Origin of the sequence: Edwardsiella sp. EA181011 (genome assembly GCF_000800725.1) — a bacterium.
In the GTDB taxonomy this organism is placed as follows: domain Bacteria; phylum Pseudomonadota; class Gammaproteobacteria; order Enterobacterales; family Enterobacteriaceae; genus Edwardsiella; species Edwardsiella anguillarum.
The window spans coordinates 2954754-2970387 of record NZ_CP011364.1 but is presented as its reverse complement, the minus strand read 5'-3'; the positions used below and the strand labels follow the sequence as shown (position 1 = coordinate 2970387).

General features: G+C 58.0%; 13 protein-coding genes and 2 pseudogenes. 5 read left to right on the top strand and 10 right to left on the bottom strand.

Going from position 1 to position 15634, the window contains the following annotated elements; genetic code table 11:
• Positions 1–236: 236 nt before the first annotated feature.
• From nikE to nikA, 5 genes are read right to left on the bottom strand one after another with little or no spacing between them, the layout of a single operon-like run.
• Positions 237–1049: a nickel import ATP-binding protein NikE gene (gene nikE / locus QY76_RS13050; protein ID WP_045426858.1), complete on the bottom strand. Its 813-nt coding sequence runs from the start codon at positions 1047–1049 to the stop codon at positions 237–239.
• Positions 1046–1810, bottom strand: a complete 765-nt coding sequence (nikD, locus tag QY76_RS13045; protein ID WP_045426861.1) for a nickel import ATP-binding protein NikD — start codon at positions 1808–1810, stop codon at positions 1046–1048. The genes nikE and nikD overlap by 4 nt, the downstream gene beginning before the upstream one ends.
• Positions 1810–2643 carry a nickel ABC transporter permease subunit NikC gene (gene nikC, locus QY76_RS13040; RefSeq protein ID WP_045426864.1) on the bottom strand — a complete coding sequence of 278 codons (834 nt, stop codon included), beginning with the start codon at positions 2641–2643 and terminating at the stop codon, positions 1810–1812. The genes nikD and nikC overlap by 1 nt, the downstream gene beginning before the upstream one ends.
• Entirely contained in the window at positions 2640–3584 is a 945-nt protein-coding gene (nikB, locus tag QY76_RS13035; RefSeq protein WP_034164285.1) for a nickel ABC transporter permease subunit NikB, read from the bottom strand. The genes nikC and nikB overlap by 4 nt, the downstream gene beginning before the upstream one ends.
• The gene (gene nikA, locus QY76_RS13030; protein WP_034164284.1) at positions 3584–5152 is read right to left on the bottom strand and encodes a nickel ABC transporter substrate-binding protein; all 1569 of its coding nucleotides are present in this window, start codon (positions 5150–5152) and stop codon (positions 3584–3586) included. Before nikA ends, nikB begins: the two co-directional genes overlap by 1 nt.
• A gap of 342 nt (positions 5153–5494) precedes the next feature.
• Between nikA and nanR the strand changes: the two genes are divergently transcribed.
• The 5 genes and pseudogenes from nanR to nanQ all read left to right on the top strand — a co-directional run bounded on the left by nanR (position 5495) and on the right by nanQ (position 10464).
• Positions 5495–6286, top strand: coding sequence for a transcriptional regulator NanR (gene nanR / locus QY76_RS13025; RefSeq protein ID WP_034164283.1), 792 nt, complete (start codon positions 5495–5497; stop codon positions 6284–6286).
• Positions 6287–6420: 134 nt separating this feature from the next.
• Positions 6421–7317 (top strand): N-acetylneuraminate lyase, encoded by an 897-nt coding sequence (gene nanA / locus QY76_RS13020; RefSeq protein WP_045426867.1) that lies wholly within the window; start codon positions 6421–6423, stop codon positions 7315–7317.
• Between the two features lie 120 nt (positions 7318–7437).
• A complete protein-coding gene (locus QY76_RS13015; protein ID WP_034164281.1) occupies positions 7438–8928 on the top strand; it encodes an MFS transporter in 1491 nt (496 codons plus the stop codon).
• 280 nt (positions 8929–9208) lie between these two features.
• Positions 9209–9990 (top strand): annotated as a pseudogene (locus tag QY76_RS13010) (N-acetylmannosamine kinase).
• A pseudogene (nanQ, locus tag QY76_RS13000) lies at positions 9990–10464 on the top strand (N-acetylneuraminate anomerase). Before QY76_RS13010 ends, nanQ begins: the two co-directional pseudogenes overlap by 1 nt.
• Before the next feature lie 48 nt (positions 10465–10512).
• Here the strand turns inward: nanQ and QY76_RS12995 are convergent.
• The 5 genes from QY76_RS12995 to QY76_RS12980 form a co-directional block, all read right to left on the bottom strand.
• Positions 10513–11091 carry a TetR/AcrR family transcriptional regulator gene (locus tag QY76_RS12995; RefSeq protein ID WP_034164418.1) on the bottom strand — a complete coding sequence of 193 codons (579 nt, stop codon included), beginning with the start codon at positions 11089–11091 and terminating at the stop codon, positions 10513–10515.
• An 83-nt stretch (positions 11092–11174) separates the two neighbouring features.
• Positions 11175–12515, bottom strand: coding sequence for an NAD(P)/FAD-dependent oxidoreductase (locus tag QY76_RS12990; RefSeq protein ID WP_235439402.1), 1341 nt, complete (start codon positions 12513–12515; stop codon positions 11175–11177).
• Positions 12516–12877: 362 nt separating this feature from the next.
• Entirely contained in the window at positions 12878–13174 is a 297-nt protein-coding gene (locus QY76_RS19725; protein ID WP_071844174.1) for a DUF202 domain-containing protein, read from the bottom strand.
• Between the two features lie 9 nt (positions 13175–13183).
• Positions 13184–13549 (bottom strand): YidH family protein, encoded by a 366-nt coding sequence (locus QY76_RS12985; protein WP_045426876.1) that lies wholly within the window; start codon positions 13547–13549, stop codon positions 13184–13186.
• Positions 13550–14107: 558 nt separating this feature from the next.
• Positions 14108–15559 carry a sulfatase-like hydrolase/transferase gene (locus QY76_RS12980; RefSeq protein ID WP_045426879.1) on the bottom strand — a complete coding sequence of 484 codons (1452 nt, stop codon included), beginning with the start codon at positions 15557–15559 and terminating at the stop codon, positions 14108–14110.
• Between the last annotated feature and the right edge of the window lie 75 nt (positions 15560–15634).

Below are 15634 nucleotides of genomic sequence, written 5' to 3'. Positions count from 1 at the left end.
TGATGTCACCGCCTATTTCACCGATGCGCGCAGGGGGAGAGCGCGTCAGAAAGAAGGGCCAGCGCCGCCTGACGGAATGGGGCTAAGGTCAATCCATCAGGTTAACCTCCTGCAGCAGATCGCTCGCCGAGGGGCGTGGATGCTGACGGGGTATCGCCGTGAAAGGGGCCTCGCGCCGAAGGGAGAGCGGGGCGTATGACACGCCCCTTTCACCGCCTGAACGGCGCCAGGCAGGGTTAGCGGGACGCCGCGTCTTCCGCCGGTGAGCGGCGTCGCGGGGGAAAGGCGGGCAGCACCGCCTGCTGGAGTGCCTGCCCGGCGGCGGAGGTGAGCGTCAGGCGTTCACCGACGCTCTGCGTCTCGACGATCTGCCCCTGATCCATCACGAGTACCCGCTGACAGAAGCGTTCGACCAGGCGTAGATCATGGGTGATGAACAGGTAGCCGGTGTCCCGCTGCTGCTGGATCCGTTTGAGTAACGCGATGATCTCGGCCTGTAACACCAGGTCGAGACTTGAGACGGCCTCGTCGAGGATCAGCAATTTGGGGTTGACCACCAACGCCCGCGCCAGGCAGACGCGCTGGAGCTGGCCGCCGCTCAGCTGGGGAGGGCGCTGATCGAGCACCCCCTCGTCCAACTCCACCGCCTGCAGTATCTCGCCGGCCCGCACCCGCTGCTCCGCCGAGGAGAGCGACAGCAGATGGCGCATCGGCTCGCGCAGGATCGCCCGTACCGTCTGGCGCGGATCGACCGCGCCGATCGCATCCTGGAACACCAGTTGGATGTCGCGGCGGAACGCCTTTTTCGCCCGGCGATCGAGCTGTGGCAAGGGGGTATCATGCCAGCATACGCGCCCCTGCGTGGGCGACTCCAGCCCGACTAACAGGCGCGCCAACGTGCTCTTGCCGCAGCCGCTGCGCCCTAGCAGGGCGACACTCTCGCCGCGATGCAGTTGCAGCGAGATCGTCTGGAGAACCGGTTGCGCCTGGCGTCCCAATGCCGCGTGGCGATAGTGGTGGGAGAGGGTCTGCGTACTGAGTAGGCTCATCCGGCGATCTCCAGGCCATACAGGGCCAAATGCGCGGCGACTAACGCCCGCGTCACGGCGTGGCGTGGTGCGTGAAACACCTGCTCGACGGCGCCCTGCTCCACCACCCGCCCCTCGGCCATCACCGCCACATCGTCCGCCAGGCGGGCGACGACCCCCATGTCATGGGTGATCAGCAGTATGCCGGGCGCGCGTTGGCGCATGATCGCCGCCAGCAGATCCAGGACGCGCGCCTGGGCCACCGCGTCGAGATCGGTGGTCGGCTCGTCGGCGATGAGAAACGGCGCGTCGCTCAGCAGCGCCATGGCGATCATCATCCGTTGCAGCATGCCGCCGCTCATCTTGAAGGGATAGCTCTGCAGCACCCGCTGGGGATCATCCAATCCGACCGCCGTCAGGGCGCGCGCCAGCGTGTCGTCGTCTGCCGGCGTCGCCAACGCCAGGCAGGTTTCTCGGGCATGGCTGGCCAGGGTGTGCAGGGGATTAAAGGCGCTGCGCGGATTCTGCATGATGGTGGCGATATGGCGGCCGCGCAGCGCGGCGGGGGCGATGGGCACGCCATCCAGCCGGATCTGCCCGGCCAGTTGGCGTACCCCGGCGGGCAAGACGCCCAACGCGGCGGCGCAGGTCAGGGACTTGCCGCTGCCGCTGCTGCCGACCAACGCCAGCACCCGGCCGCGTCGTAGGGTCAGCGAGACCTCGTGCACCAGCGGGAGCGCCGCCTGGAGAGAGATCTGGTGTAAATCGAGTCGTTGCGGCATCAGTGTGCGTGCTCCGTTACCAGATGGGGATCGAGATGGTCACGCAGTGCGTCGCCCACCAGATTAAAGGCCATTACGCTGAGGAACAGCGCCAGGCCGGGCCAAAACATTTGTAGCGGCTGAGTCCAGATGTACTGGCGGGCGTCGTTGATCATCACCCCCCATTCGGCGGTCGGCGCCGCCACGCCGAGGCCGAGGAAGGACATGCCGGCGACGTGTAGCATCATGTGACCGATGTCCAGCGTCGCCAAGACCAGTAGCGAGGGGATCACCGCCCCCGACAGGTGGTCGACGAATATCCGGAGATGGCTGGCGCCGGAGAGGCGGGCGGCGAGGATGTACTCGCGCTGGCGTAGGGAGATGACCAGGCTACGCACCATGCGCGCATACCAGGCCCAGTGCGACAGGGCGATGGCGATGATCACGTTGGTCAGGCCGGTGCCCAGCACCCCGACCATGAAGAAGGAGAGGATCGAGGTCGGAAAGGTCATGAACATGTCGGCGAGGCGCATGCTCGCCTGATCGATGCGCCCGCCGAGTAACCCGGCGCTGCCGCCGATGATCAGGCCCAGCGCCAGTACCAGCAGCAGGCAAGCCAGTACCGATCCCAGCGAGACGCGTGTCGCGGCCAGCAGGCGCGAGAGGATGTCACGCCCCAGATGGTCGGTGCCGAGCCAGTGTTGGCCATCCGGCGCACGCAGGCGCGCGGCGAGATCGATGGCGTAGGGATCGTGTGGCAGCCAGTAGTGGCTGCTGAGGGCGATTAGCGTCAACAGGGCGATGAGCAGCAGGGCCAGGCGCACCGACCTGCGGGCAGAGCGGTAAAAATTCATGCCTGTGCTCCCTCGTGACGGCGAATACGCGGATCGAGCGCGGCGTTCAGTAGGTCGACCGCCAGGTTACAGAGCACGAAGACCACCACCATGATCAGGGTGAAACACTGGATCACCGGATAGTCACGATTGAAGATGGCCGACACGGCATAGCGGCCGACGCCGGGCCAGGCAAAGATGTTTTCGATGATCATCGTGCCGCCGATTAGCTCGCCGATGTGCATCCCGACGGCGGTGACGATGGGCAGCGCGGCGTTGCGCAGGATATGACGCCGCTCGGTCTGGCGGCGATCCAGCCCGCGCAGCCGCGCCCACGTGACGTGGCGCTGACCGGCGACCTCCAGCATGCTGGCGCGCAGTAGGCGGGCGTTGATCGCCAGCGACATGAAGGCGATCGAGGCGGCGGGCAGGATCAGATGACGCCAGCTGCCGTAGCCCATCGCCGGCAGCCATTGCAGGTAGACCGCGAAGAGCATCACCAGCAGGAAGGCCAACCAGAAGTTCGGCATCGAGACACCGAGGAAGGCGATCAGCCGGACGATGAAGTCTGGCAGGCGATCGCGATGGCGCGCCGCCCAGATCCCCAGCGGAATCGAGATGAGTAGGATCAGCAGCAGGGCCGCCCCCGCCAGTAACAGCGTCGCGGGCAGGAAGCCCAGCACGTCATCCAACACCGGGCGCTGGGTGGCGTAGGAGAGGCCGAAGTCTAGCTGTAGCGCCCGCCATAGCCAGTGGGCGTACTGCATCCATAGCGGCTGATCCAGCCCGAGCATGGCGCGGGTGGAGGCGACCATCTCGGGAGTCGGCGGGAGATTGGAGAGGCGCAGGTAGTCGAGCGCCGGATCGCCGGTCCCCAGGCGCAGCATCAGGAAGATGAGTAGCGAGGCGGCGAAGATCATCGGGATTAACAGCAGCAGGCGCCGCACAACGTAACGCCACATCAGGGGGCCTCCGGGGTGATCTGTTCGAAGGGGATCTCCGAGGCGATGGGCGCATACGGGATGGGGCCGAGCGCCGGCTTCGCGACCACCATCGTCGAGACGTAGCTGATGGGCAGATAGACCGCCTGGCGATGTAGTCGAGTCAGGATGTCTCGATACAGCTCCCGGCGCTGTTGCTCGTCGCTGGTGGTGAGGACGTCGCCGATTAGCCGATCGATCTGCGCCTTATCGGGCAGGCCGCGTTGCGCCTGGAAGTCGGCATGCGACGGGACGCGCATCGAGCTCATGAAGGCGTGCGGGTCGTAGGGTGCGCCCCAGGTCCGGTTGAAAATCATGCCGAAGCGGCCATCACGCTGGCGGGCGAAGATGCTGCTCTCCTCCTCCGCGACGAGCGTGATGTCAACGCCGATCTGGCGCATATCCCCTTGAATGATCTCGGCCATCGACTTACTCAGGGCGTCGGTGCCGACGAAGGCCAGCTCGATGCGTAGCGGCTTGCCCTGTTTTTCACGGATCGTTTTGCCTGCGGGCAGTAGCCACCCCGCCTGTTCTAACCGCGCGCGAGCCTGCTGGGGGTCATACTGCCGTGGCGCGAGCCCAATGTCGGCGTAGGGAACGCTGGGGGCGAACAGAGTATCGGCCACCCGTTGGGTGCCATACAGGGCGTGAGCGATCAGCGCGGGCTTATTGACCGCGTGATTCAGCGCCTCACGCACCGCCAGCTCGTCGGTCGGCGCCTGGGCGGAGTTGAGCGCCAGCACGACCGTCTCGACGGGGGCGGAGAGCTGCGTGCGGTAGCCGGGGGTCTGGCTAAAGCGGGCGAAGGTGTCGAGGGGCAGCAGCCCCTCATTGCCATACAGCAGATCGATCTCGCCGGTCTCGAAGGCCACGGCGCGCGTGGTGGCGTCGGGGATCACCTTGACGGTGATCTGACGCAAGGCCGGTTTGTGGCCCCAGTAGCGTTCGTTACGCACCAACACATCGTATTGATTGAGTTTGCTACTTTTTAGCATCCAGGGGCCGGTGCCGATCGGTTGCTGGATACCGAGATGGCTGCCCTGCGCCTTGAACTGTGACGGGGCGATGAAACGGAAGGGGCGCGGCAGCGCCAGCTCCTGCAGGAAGGGGTAGTAGGCGCTTTTGAGGGTGATCTGCAACGTCTGCGGGGCGGTCGCCTGGACGTCGACGATCTGATTGGCCAACTCCAGCCAGGCGTGGCGCTGGCGATTCGCCAGTACCGCGTGGAAGTTGGCGGCGGCGGCCTCGGCATCGAACGGCTCGCCGTTGGAGAAGGTCACCCCTTGGCGCAGGACAAAGGTCCAGACCTTACCATCGGCGGAGTGGTGCCAACGCTCGGCCAACCAGGGGATCACTGAACCATTCGCCTGGTACTTGACCAGCGGTTCATACACCATGCTCTGGGCGAACATCTGATTAGGGGCATACAGGTGTGGATTCAGCGGTCCGACATTGGTCGGCCAGGCGGTGGTGATTTGCTCCACGGCGGCGTGGGCGAATAGGGTGGCGCAGCTGAGCAACGCGCAGAGGGTGCGGCGGAGTCGGGACAAAGCGGTGGCCTCAAGTTAGGGATGAGTAATGAGTATGATGATTTTATAAATTCTGCATACGATTAATGTGTGATGGATCAATGAAATGGCAATATGTAAAAATATGTTGCTGGCGTGACCTGCAGGACCGATGAGATCGGCGTGATCGGGCCGGGGGGGCGTGCTTCATATCGTCCGGAGGGCAATCGATATGGCGGCGGCGATACCGGGGGAGGCGGGTCGGGAATAGGCCGCTGCTCGCTGACCGTGTCGTAGCCTACCTAGGGGGCGTAGCGAGGTTTCCCCCTGTTTTCGATCCTGTGTTAGGATAAACGGGTTTACCGTGATTGACTGCTGACCTGAATGGACGCTATGAACGACTTCGATCCCACCACGCTCTCCTCGCCTGCGGCTATCGGCCATAACCTGCGCCGTCGTCCGTTGGTGCGCAAGAAGCTGTCGGAGATGGTGGAAGAGGAGTTAGAGCAGATGATCCGCCGCCGCGAGTTTGGCGAGGGAGAGCAGCTGCCCTCCGAGCGTGAGCTGATGGCGTTCTTCAACGTGGGCCGTCCGTCGGTGCGTGAGGCCCTGGCGGCTCTGAAGCGCAAGGGGTTGGTGCAGATCAACAACGGCGAGCGCGCCCGCATCTCGCGCCCCTCCGCCGATACCATCATCGGTGAGCTGTCCGGCATGGCCAAGGACTTTCTCTCCCATCCGGGGGGCATCGCCCACTTTGAACAGCTGCGCCTGTTCTTTGAGTCTAGTCTGGTGCGCTATGCGGCCGAACACGCGACGGATGCGCAGGTCGCATTGCTCGAGCAGACCCTGGCCATCAATAGCCAGTCGCTGGACGACAACGCCCTATTTATTCGCTCCGACGTCGATTTCCACCGGGTACTGGCCGGGATCCCCGGTAATCCGATCTTCATGGCGATCCATGTCGCCCTGCTTGATTGGCTGTTGGCGGCGCGTCCTGCGGTCGCTGATGCCGATCTGTATGAGCATAATAATACAAGTTATCAACAACATATCGAAATCTTCAACGCCATCCGCCGCCATGATCCCGACCAGGCCGATCGCGCGTTGCAGACGCATCTCAACAGTGTCTTCGCCAGCTGGCAAACCCTGAGCGCACAGTCGTCATCCGACGAATAGTGACGATCCTAACGATCATTTAGTGAACTCGATCGCACAATAACGCTGTGGTCGTGGGCTGTCGATTATTTAGTCTGGTATAACAGGTATACAGGTATGTAGTTAGACAATATACACTATCGACAGAGGTCATCATGGCAAGAGAGTTAAGAGGCGTAATGCCCGCATTGTTAACACCGTTCGACCATCAACAGCGGCTGGACACCGAGAGTCTGCGCCGCCTGGTGCGGTTTAACATCGCACAGGGCATCGATGGGCTGTATGTCGGTGGCTCCACCGGGGAAGCCTTCATGCAGAGCCGGGAAGAGCGCGAGCAGGTGCTGGAGATCGTCGCCGATGAGGCGCAGGGGAAGGTGACCCTGCTCGCCCACGTCGGCGCGATCGGCACGGCGGAGAGCCAGCAGTTGGCCCAGGCGGCGCGGCGTTACGGTTTTGACGCCGTCTCGGCGGTCACCCCGTTCTACTACCCCTTTAGCTTCGCCGAACACTGCGACCACTACCGCGCCATCATCGAGGCGGCCGATGGCCTACCGATGGTGGTGTACAACATTCCGGCGTTGAGCGGCGTGAAGCTGACGCTCGATCAGATCAACACCCTGGTCACCCTGCCGGGTGTCGAGGCGCTGAAGCAAACCTCCGGTGACCTGTACCAGATGGAGCAGATCCGCCGCGCCCATCCCGACTTGGTGCTCTACAACGGCTACGATGAGATCTTCGCCAGCGGCCTGCTGGCCGGGGCCGACGGGGGCATCGGTAGCACCTATAACATTATGGGATGGCACTATCAGGCGATCGCCCGGGCGCTGCAAGCGGGTGACGTGCCGACGGCGCGCTCGCTGCAGAGCGAATGCAACCAGGTGATCGATCTGTTGATCAAGGCCGGGGTATTCCGCGGGTTGAAGATGGTGCTGCACTATATGGATGTCCTCTCCGTACCGCTGTGTCGCAAGCCGTTTATCCCGGTTGAGGCGTGCTACTTGCCGGCGCTGAAGGCGTTAGCCGAGCAACTGATGGCCGAGCGGGCGGGTTAATGGCCTAACCTCCATGCGGGAGGCGTGACGCCGTTCCGGCCGCACAACGCGAGGAACCTAGGCCGGCTGTCCGCGCCTCCCTGCAAATAACAATGAAAAACAGAGCATCGGGAGAGTGACATGAGTAGTACAACCCAGAACATCCCGTGGTATCGCCATCTCAATCGGTCGCAGTGGAGAGCCTTTTCCGCCGCCTGGTTGGGGTACCTGCTTGATGGTTTTGACTTTGTTTTAATTGCCCTGGTATTGACCGATGTTCAGGCTGAGTTCGGGCTGACGACGGTACAGGCGGCTAGCCTGATCTCCGCCGCCTTTATTTCCCGCTGGTTCGGCGGGCTGATGCTGGGCGCCATGGGCGACCGCTACGGCCGTCGTCTGGCGATGGTATCCAGTATTATCCTCTTTTCCGTCGGGACCTTAGCCTGCGGCCTGGCGCCGGGCTACACCACCATGTTTATCGCCCGCCTGGTGATCGGCATGGGGATGGCGGGGGAGTATGGCTCCAGCGCCACCTATGTCATCGAGAGCTGGCCCAGGCAGCTGCGTAACAAGGCCAGCGGTTTCCTGATCTCCGGCTTCTCCGTCGGCGCGGTGGTGGCGGCTCAGGTCTATAGCCTGGTGGTGCCCACCTGGGGCTGGCGCGCCCTGTTCTTTATCGGCATCCTGCCGATCATCTTCGCCCTCTGGCTGCGTAAAAATATTCCGGAGGCACATGACTGGAAAGAGAAGCATGCCGGTAAGGCGCCGGTTCGTACCATGGTAGATATCCTCTATCGTGGTGAACATCGGGTGATTAACATGCTGATGACGGCGGTCGCCGCCATCGCCCTGTGGTTCTGCTTCGCGGGTGACTTACAGAATGCGGCCATCGTGGCGATCCTGGGGCTGCTGTGCGCCGCCATCTTCATCAGTTTTATGGTGCAGAGCAGCGGTAAACGTTGGCCCACCGGGGTGATGCTGATGGTGGTGGTGCTGTTCGCCTTCCTCTACTCCTGGCCGATCCAGGCGCTGCTGCCCACCTATCTGAAAACCGAGCTGGACTATAGCCCGGCCATCGTGGCGCAGGTTCTGTTCTTCAGTGGCTTCGGCGCGGCGGTTGGCTGCTGTGTCGGCGGTTTTCTCGGTGACTGGCTGGGTAGCCGTAAGGCGTATGCCTACAGCCTGCTGGCCTCTCAATTACTGATTATCCCGGTGTTTTCCATCGGTGGGACGCAGGTTTGGGTACTGGGTATTCTGTTGTTCTTCCAGCAGATGTTGGGGCAAGGCATCTCGGGGATCCTGCCGAAGCTGATCGGCGGTTACTTCGATACCGATCAACGGGCGGCCGGTTTGGGCTTTACCTACAACGTCGGGGCGCTCGGGGGCGCATTGGCGCCGATCCTCGGGGCGTTGATCGCCCAACGTCTGGATCTCGGTACCGCCTTGTGTTCTCTCTCTTTCAGCCTGACCTTCGTGGTGATCCTGCTGATCGGTCTCGACATGCCCTCGCGGGTACAGCGTTGGCTGCGTCCGGAGGCGCTGCGCACGCACGATGCGATCGACGGCAAACCCTTCAGCGGCGCGGTTCCCTTCGGTGGTTACAAGGGTAACGTAGCGAAGAGTAAAGGGTAGGTGGTCAGAGGTATATCGGCTCGGCAGTTTACCGGGCCGGTTGTGAGGGGGCGGGAGGGATATTGCGTATGTCATGTCTTGAGCGTGCGGCGCATTGCACCAGCGCGCCGCGGGGAGCCGTCATCCCCTGCGTGCCGGCGCTGACGGGCGCCTGGTCGGGGTACCGGCGATGCGGGGCCGCATTAGGTCAACACGGCGGGAGGCGTAGCGTCGCGGTATCTTTCCTACGCCTGACACAGCCAGATTTCGGACATCGCGCCGCGGTAGGCGGGGTAACACGATGAGTACGTTAGCGATCGATATCGGTGGGACGAAGCTGGCCTGCGCCCTGGTCGGGGCGGATCGACAGATCCGTGAGCGGCGAGAGCTGCCGACGCCGGCCAGCCAGACGCCGGATGCGCTGCGCACCGCCCTCCAGACGCTGGTGGCGCCGCTGCAGCGCCAGGCGTCACGCGTCGCCATCGCCTCCACCGGCATCATCCGCCAGGGGACGTTGCTGGCGATCAATCCCAGCAACTTGGGCGGTTTGCTGCGCTTTCCCCTGGTCGAGACCCTTCGCGAGCTGACCGGGTTGCCGACCTTGGCGCTGAACGATGCTCAGGCCGCGGCCTGGGCGGAGTATCAGCCCCTAGCGGTGCAGGTGCGCGACATGCTGTTTATTACCGCCTCCACCGGTGTCGGCAGCGGTATGGTGCGGGATGGGCGTCTGGTGCAGGGGCAAGGCGGATTGGCGGGCCACATCGGTCATACCCTGGCCGATCCCCAGGGGCCGCGCTGTGGCTGTGGCCGGGTGGGCTGTGTCGAGGCGATCGCCTCGGGATGCGGGATCGCGGCGGCGGCACGCGGGGCGTTGGCCGGCTGATCGCCGACATCAAGGCGGTGACGGATTGCCAGTGCGTGGTGATCGGCGGCAGCGTCGGGTTGGCCGAGGGGTATTTGCAGCAGGTGGCCCAGTTTTTAGCGGCAGAACCGGCGCCCTATCAGGTGGCGCTACGGGCGGCGTATTATCGCTACGATACGGGACTGTTGGGCGTGGCATGGCTGGCGCAAGGAGAGGGATGATGCTGCTGGGCGATGTACAGGGGCTGAATGGGGCCGGACTGCATCCACGGTTACACGCGGCGTTGTGCCGTGCCTTGGCGGCGATGCCAGACGGCGGCGGATAAGGCGCCGGGGCGCTATGCGTTGGACGGCGACGATATCTTTATGAATGTCATGTAGCTGACCACGCAGGTACCGCAGGAGAAGGCGGCGGAGCTGCATGCGGACTATATCGACATTCAGCTGCTGCTGAGCGGGGAGGAGCGCACCTTCTACGGGGGTGCCGGTACGGCGCGCGCCTGCGAGGCGTGGCGTGAGGAGGAGGATTATCAGCGGTGTCAGCAGATCACCCGTGAACAGTGGGTCATGCTGCATCCCGGGATATTTGCCCTCTTTATGCCGGGCGAGCCGCATAAGCCGGGCTGTCGGGTGGGGGAGGCGCAGGCCATCGCCAAGGTGGTGATCAAGGTCCGCGCCAGCCTGTTGGCCGCCTAAGTTAGGCCGCCGAGAGGTGACCGGTTGCTGCGATCTGGCGCGCCGCGCTTAGTGGATCAGGCGCTGCACGACGTCCATGATCTCCTGCTGCGCCAGGGCGACGCCTTCGGGGGTCGGATCCAGGATCAGCTCATCGGCATAGCCATTGATCAGGGCGATGATCTGGCGCGCGCGGCGCGGGGCGTCGGCAATGATAAACTCGCCCACCTGCGCTCCGCGTAGCAGGATGTTCTGCAGGGTGCGGTGCCAGTCAACGAGGATTTGGCTGTAGCTGGCGGCAAACTGTGGGTCGCACAGCGAGGCATTCCAGGCATCCAGGTAGATACGCCAGGAGGCGTCTTGATGAGTGGGTAAGTTATCGCGAATAAACACGCTGAGTGCCTCGCTGGGCGTCAGGGGCGCCAGACGACGCTCCAGCTCGGCGATCTCGTGGTGAAAGAAATGCTCCACCGCACAGATGGAGAGGGTGTTCCAGTCCTTGAAATAGTGGTAGACATGGCTGCGCGCCAGCCCCGCTTTTTCGGCGACGTCGCGCGTCGATACCGCCGCCATTCCCTTCTCCTTAAACAGGGCCAAGACCGTCTCGATAATCATGTTTTTGCGTTGTTCGGTGGATGGACGCGCCATGGTAACCTCGTTCGTCATACCGCTATGGAATGCCATGCTCCGCACGGCGTTGGCGCGTATTATTACATGTTCGGCTGCGAAAACTAATGGTTTACTATCTCTTGTGCCGCCTGTAAGCCGGAGAGTAGAGCGCCGTGGGCGGTGCCATAGTATCGGCGTGAGGCAGCCTCGCCGGCGAAATAGAGCCGATCCGCCACCGACTTACCTAAGGTGCGCCGATCGCGCGGGGTCGAGCCGGTGCGGTAGTAGGAGTAGGAGCCAGCGCTGTAGGGATCGCGGGACCAGCGGGTGATTTGGTAGCGTAGCGGCTGCGGGATCGTCGGGCCGAAGAGGCGCTGTAAGACCCCCATGGCGTCCGCGACGATCTGTTGATCGCTCTGCGCCTCCATGGCGACGCCTTGGCGCGCCGCGTTAAAACCGAGCAACACGGGCCAGCGGGCGGCGCGGGCGAAGCTGACCCACTCGCTCCAGATGCCGGGCTGCGGGGAAATATACTCTAACCAGTCGATATCGTCGGGCCAGAAGATGTGGGGAAACTGTAGGTAGCATTTATTCAGCGTACCCATGCCGAGGCGCTGAATGGCACTCAGTTTGTCGGCCGGGAGCGCGGGGGAAAACGCCACGTGACCGCGCTGCAGCACCCCGAGCGGCAGCGTGATCACGACGCGATCGGCCTGGAATACCCGCCCCTGCAGGGTGTGCACGCTGACGCCCGTCGCCGAGTAGTCGATCTGGCTGACCACCTGGCCGAGGGCGACGGAGAGCCCTTGGGCGAGATGATCGGTGATCTGGCTAAATCCTTGCGGGAAGAGGGCGTCCTCGCCGCCGAAGGCCCAGTCGTCATCGACGTAATAGGTCGACATCTCGCCGAGCGCGCCTGAGAGCTCCTGCTCCAGGTTCGAATTGAGCAGATACCAGATGTTGAGGCGTTCGGCGGGGCTGGCATCCTGGACGATTTCCGCAACGGTGGTCAGGATACTCTTATCCTGGGTCGCCGACTGGCCCTCCTGGATCGCCTCGAATAATACCGCCTTGAGGCGGTCTAAGACGCGCTCTTCCCTGGCGCTCAGCGGGTGGCCGTCTTGGGCGAAGACCAGCGCCTCCTCGTAGTGCGTTGGCTGCAGGCGAGCACCGATCTGCTCGGCGATACCGGTCAGGGGATTCTTCCGGGTACCGTGGATCCAGGTGGCGCCGAGATCCAACGGCATCTCCGACCAGGCGTGGCTGGTCCAGATACGTCCGCCTATCCGTTGGCGTGCCTCCACCACCTGGACGGCGAATCCCTGCGCCTGCAGCGTTCGAGCGCAGGCCAAACCGGCTAATCCCGCGCCGATCACCAGCACCCTATCGCGCGTGGGGCGCCGTTCGGCGGCGTGTGTCGGTAAGGCGCCGAGCCATAGCGTCGCCAGGGCGGCACTCATCATGCGTAACATCTTTCTACGGTTCATCTCATTCATTCCGGTCGACGGCGTGTCGGTGTGAGAGACACCAAAGGGGCACGCGCGATTAAGTATAGTTATTCCGCGGCGACGCGTTGTGCGATGGTGTGCCAGGCGTAATAACGTGCGCTCTTTGTACCACTGAGCGCCTCGCGCGGGGGCCGTGGTGTCCTGGCCTCTTCCCTTTGTTCAGTATCTTTAAAGGATGGTTTTTCTTTAAGTTAAGGTATAAGTCAGGGGAGGTCATATGTTCCCCCATGCTCAAGTTATAGAGTAGGACTACTACCTGTGAGTGGTAAAAACTATTTAGTAATTAATGAGTTTAGCAATAATGTAATCATGAATTTCTATTTCAGTAATATAATCTTCATGGTTTTCATGATTGTAATTACAGATATAATAGTAACCAAAGCTAGCATTGAATTTAAACGCCAAAATGAAGATTGTGAGAATTTTATACTCAAATAGCTGTTACTGAGTAGATGTATTGTCAATATGAATAAAATAAAAACAAATATATAATTATAAGTGGTAATAAATAACCTTGCTAAATAACTAACTAAGATAATACAGGAAAGGAATGTTCTATGCCAGGATAGAAGAGTTCTTTCATATTGTAATCCACTATCAGATGATTGAGTCATAGAGATTGCCTATAGTATGTAAAAAATAATTAAAACTGATGCGATGGATATATAAATAGAAAGAATTGGCATGCCGTTCATTAATTTTAAAGGGCGTGAATGCCTCATTGCTATTTCATTATCTCTCCAACGGAGCCATGAGAATATACTAATGACAGCCCCCATCATTGCCAATGAAAGTGCCAGAATGCTCCATTTTAATGGTAAATTATAGTGTAATATCAGTTGATCAAGAGCAATTGCACTAGCAAGTAAAGCTAATGATGTTCGAATCCAAGCTAAAAAAGTTCGCTCATTAGCTAGAGAAAAACGATAGTCTGGTCGTTCTCCCTCTTTCCACCATGGATTTAATTTGCGTTCAAATAGACACTTCATTCTTGTTTTCCTAGATAATTTAGCAATGATACAATCTTATTGTGAAAGTTCAGTAATCAGACTAGATAATATTGTTTTAACATAAAAATATAATAGGGTGATACGCTATGCTAATATTTATTAAGATGGTGTAACTATTGTATTAATAGGTTATTTATAGCATTGTGAAAAAGTCATGGTCAATAAGCTCATTCATATCATATTTACTTTAGGATTATCTTGATAGTCAGTCATTTTGTGAATATAAAATAACAAATCATTAATATAATTTTTTCCTGTTTGGACAAGAGGTTTCTTTCTCAAAATAAAAACAATATTTGTAATTGACATTGTAAGCGTAACAAGTGGATTCTATTTTAACATTAAATAAGATAATGGAGATATAGAGAATATCAAAAATCCTTTGTTAAGAAAAAATATCATTCAAATTTAAAGCTATAATAAATGGAACAGTCTGGCATAGAATGTATTAATTATATTTCTTTAAGTGATGTTGATTAGAGACAGATATTCTAGATTCGTATAGAATATCTGCCAGTGTTTATTTAATATAAATCCCTATATAAATCGCGCAGCACCAACTTTAGGAACTGGCCAGTGCCCACCTCGTTGATTATATAAACCAAAGTCAATGCTTGGTTCATCAAAGCTTTCACTAGGTAGACCGACTAATTTACCATCTTGAACCCACTTCTCATCTCCACCATATAGATTTGAGATCAAAAATGTAGTGAATTGGTCTATGATAGTTCTAAATTCATATATTTTTGCTAAATTGTTGATTTCGTCTATATCATTCTCAATATCAAATAGCTGTATGTAATTTCCATTAGGGTAATATATTAATTTATATTTTCCATCTGTTACCATTCTTGTGGCTAAAGCTCCTTGATTAACTTCGCCATATAGGAAGTCTCGTTTCGCTTCACTAAGTAGATTAATACCCTCAACAGTAGCTGGAGGCGATATATTGCATGCAGACAGCAGCGTTGGCATAATGTCTTCTAAACAGGCAACTCTATTATCAATAGTTCCGGCAAAATGACTTATTTGTTTGCCTGATAAAATAAGTGGAATATTAGTAGAGTTACGATAGAAATTTCTTTTTGCCACTAGTCCATGGTCGAAAAATGTATCACCATGGTCTGATGTAAACACCATTATCGTATTGTCCAGCAATCCTTCTTCGCGTAGAGTTCCGATAAGAAGTCTAATTTGATGGTCTATATGTGTGCATAGTGCATAAAAAGCCCTTTTAGCGCGTTGAATATCCATTGTTTTATACGGTGTCGCTTGTAAACGCAAACGACGAAGAACATCTACATCATCATTATCCCAGTCACCCTGAGCCGACTCAGGAAACGTTACATCGGCATACATATCCCAGTATGCTTGCAACGGTACTAATGGTGGGTGAGGATGTACATAAGATGCATAAAAAAATGCGGGTCTAGTAGGATCTTTACGTTTAATCATTCTTACCATCTGAGCCGTTGTCCAATTTGTCTGATGTGCTTCTTCTGGTAAATGCCATGGTCGAGTAAAATACTGATTATTTGACATACCATGAGTATATTCTTTTCCAAGATAACCATTATCCCCAAGCCATATTTGATAATCATCAGTTACGCCATAATTGTATCGAGCCTCTTCTGATAAAATCATATCATCAAAACCGATTCGATCACGCTGTGGATAGACATGAAGTTTTCCTACAGCATAGGTTTGATATCCAGCCTCACCGAAAGAACCTGCTAGTGTTTTCATAGGTGGCATGGGGAGTTCATCAGTAAATACTCGATCACCATGCGTACGAGGAAAACTGCCAGTCATCAATGAGCGTCGGGCTGGAATGCAAACAGGACATGTACTGAAACAGTTTTTGAAACGAATACCACCACGAGCAAGCTGATCTAGAGTTGGGGTCATGATGGCGCTGTTTCCGGCGCATCCCATCATTGATGCAGCCCAATGATCGACAGTGATAAGTAAAACATTAGATTGAGTCATAGTATTTTCTCGCGTGAAATAAGTTTTCCTATTTATTATTACTCTAACTAAATTTTTCCACATAAAGAAATATAT

Bases quoted from the DNA above. Each gene is read 5' to 3' on its own strand.
- nikB (WP_034164285.1), bottom strand. From the start codon at position 3,584: ATGTGGCGTTACGTTGTGCGGCGCCTGCTGCTGTTAATCCCGATGATC.
- QY76_RS19725 (WP_071844174.1), bottom strand. From the start codon at position 13,174: ATGACTCAATCATCTGATAGTGGATTACAATATGAAAGAACTCTTCTA.
- nanA (WP_045426867.1), top strand. From the start codon at position 6,421: ATGGCAAGAGAGTTAAGAGGCGTAATGCCCGCATTGTTAACACCGTTC.
- nikE (WP_045426858.1), bottom strand. From the start codon at position 1,049: ATGAGCCTACTCAGTACGCAGACCCTCTCCCACCACTATCGCCACGCG.
- nikC (WP_045426864.1), bottom strand. From the start codon at position 2,643: ATGAATTTTTACCGCTCTGCCCGCAGGTCGGTGCGCCTGGCCCTGCTG.
- QY76_RS13015 (WP_034164281.1), top strand. From the start codon at position 7,438: ATGAGTAGTACAACCCAGAACATCCCGTGGTATCGCCATCTCAATCGG.
- nanR (WP_034164283.1), top strand. From the start codon at position 5,495: ATGGACGCTATGAACGACTTCGATCCCACCACGCTCTCCTCGCCTGCG.
- QY76_RS12985 (WP_045426876.1), bottom strand. From the start codon at position 13,549: ATGAAGTGTCTATTTGAACGCAAATTAAATCCATGGTGGAAAGAGGGA.
- QY76_RS12980 (WP_045426879.1), bottom strand. From the start codon at position 15,559: ATGACTCAATCTAATGTTTTACTTATCACTGTCGATCATTGGGCTGCA.
- QY76_RS12995 (WP_034164418.1), bottom strand. From the start codon at position 11,091: ATGGCGCGTCCATCCACCGAACAACGCAAAAACATGATTATCGAGACG.
- nikD (WP_045426861.1), bottom strand. From the start codon at position 1,810: ATGCCGCAACGACTCGATTTACACCAGATCTCTCTCCAGGCGGCGCTC.
- QY76_RS12990 (WP_235439402.1), bottom strand. From the start codon at position 12,515: ATGATGAGTGCCGCCCTGGCGACGCTATGGCTCGGCGCCTTACCGACA.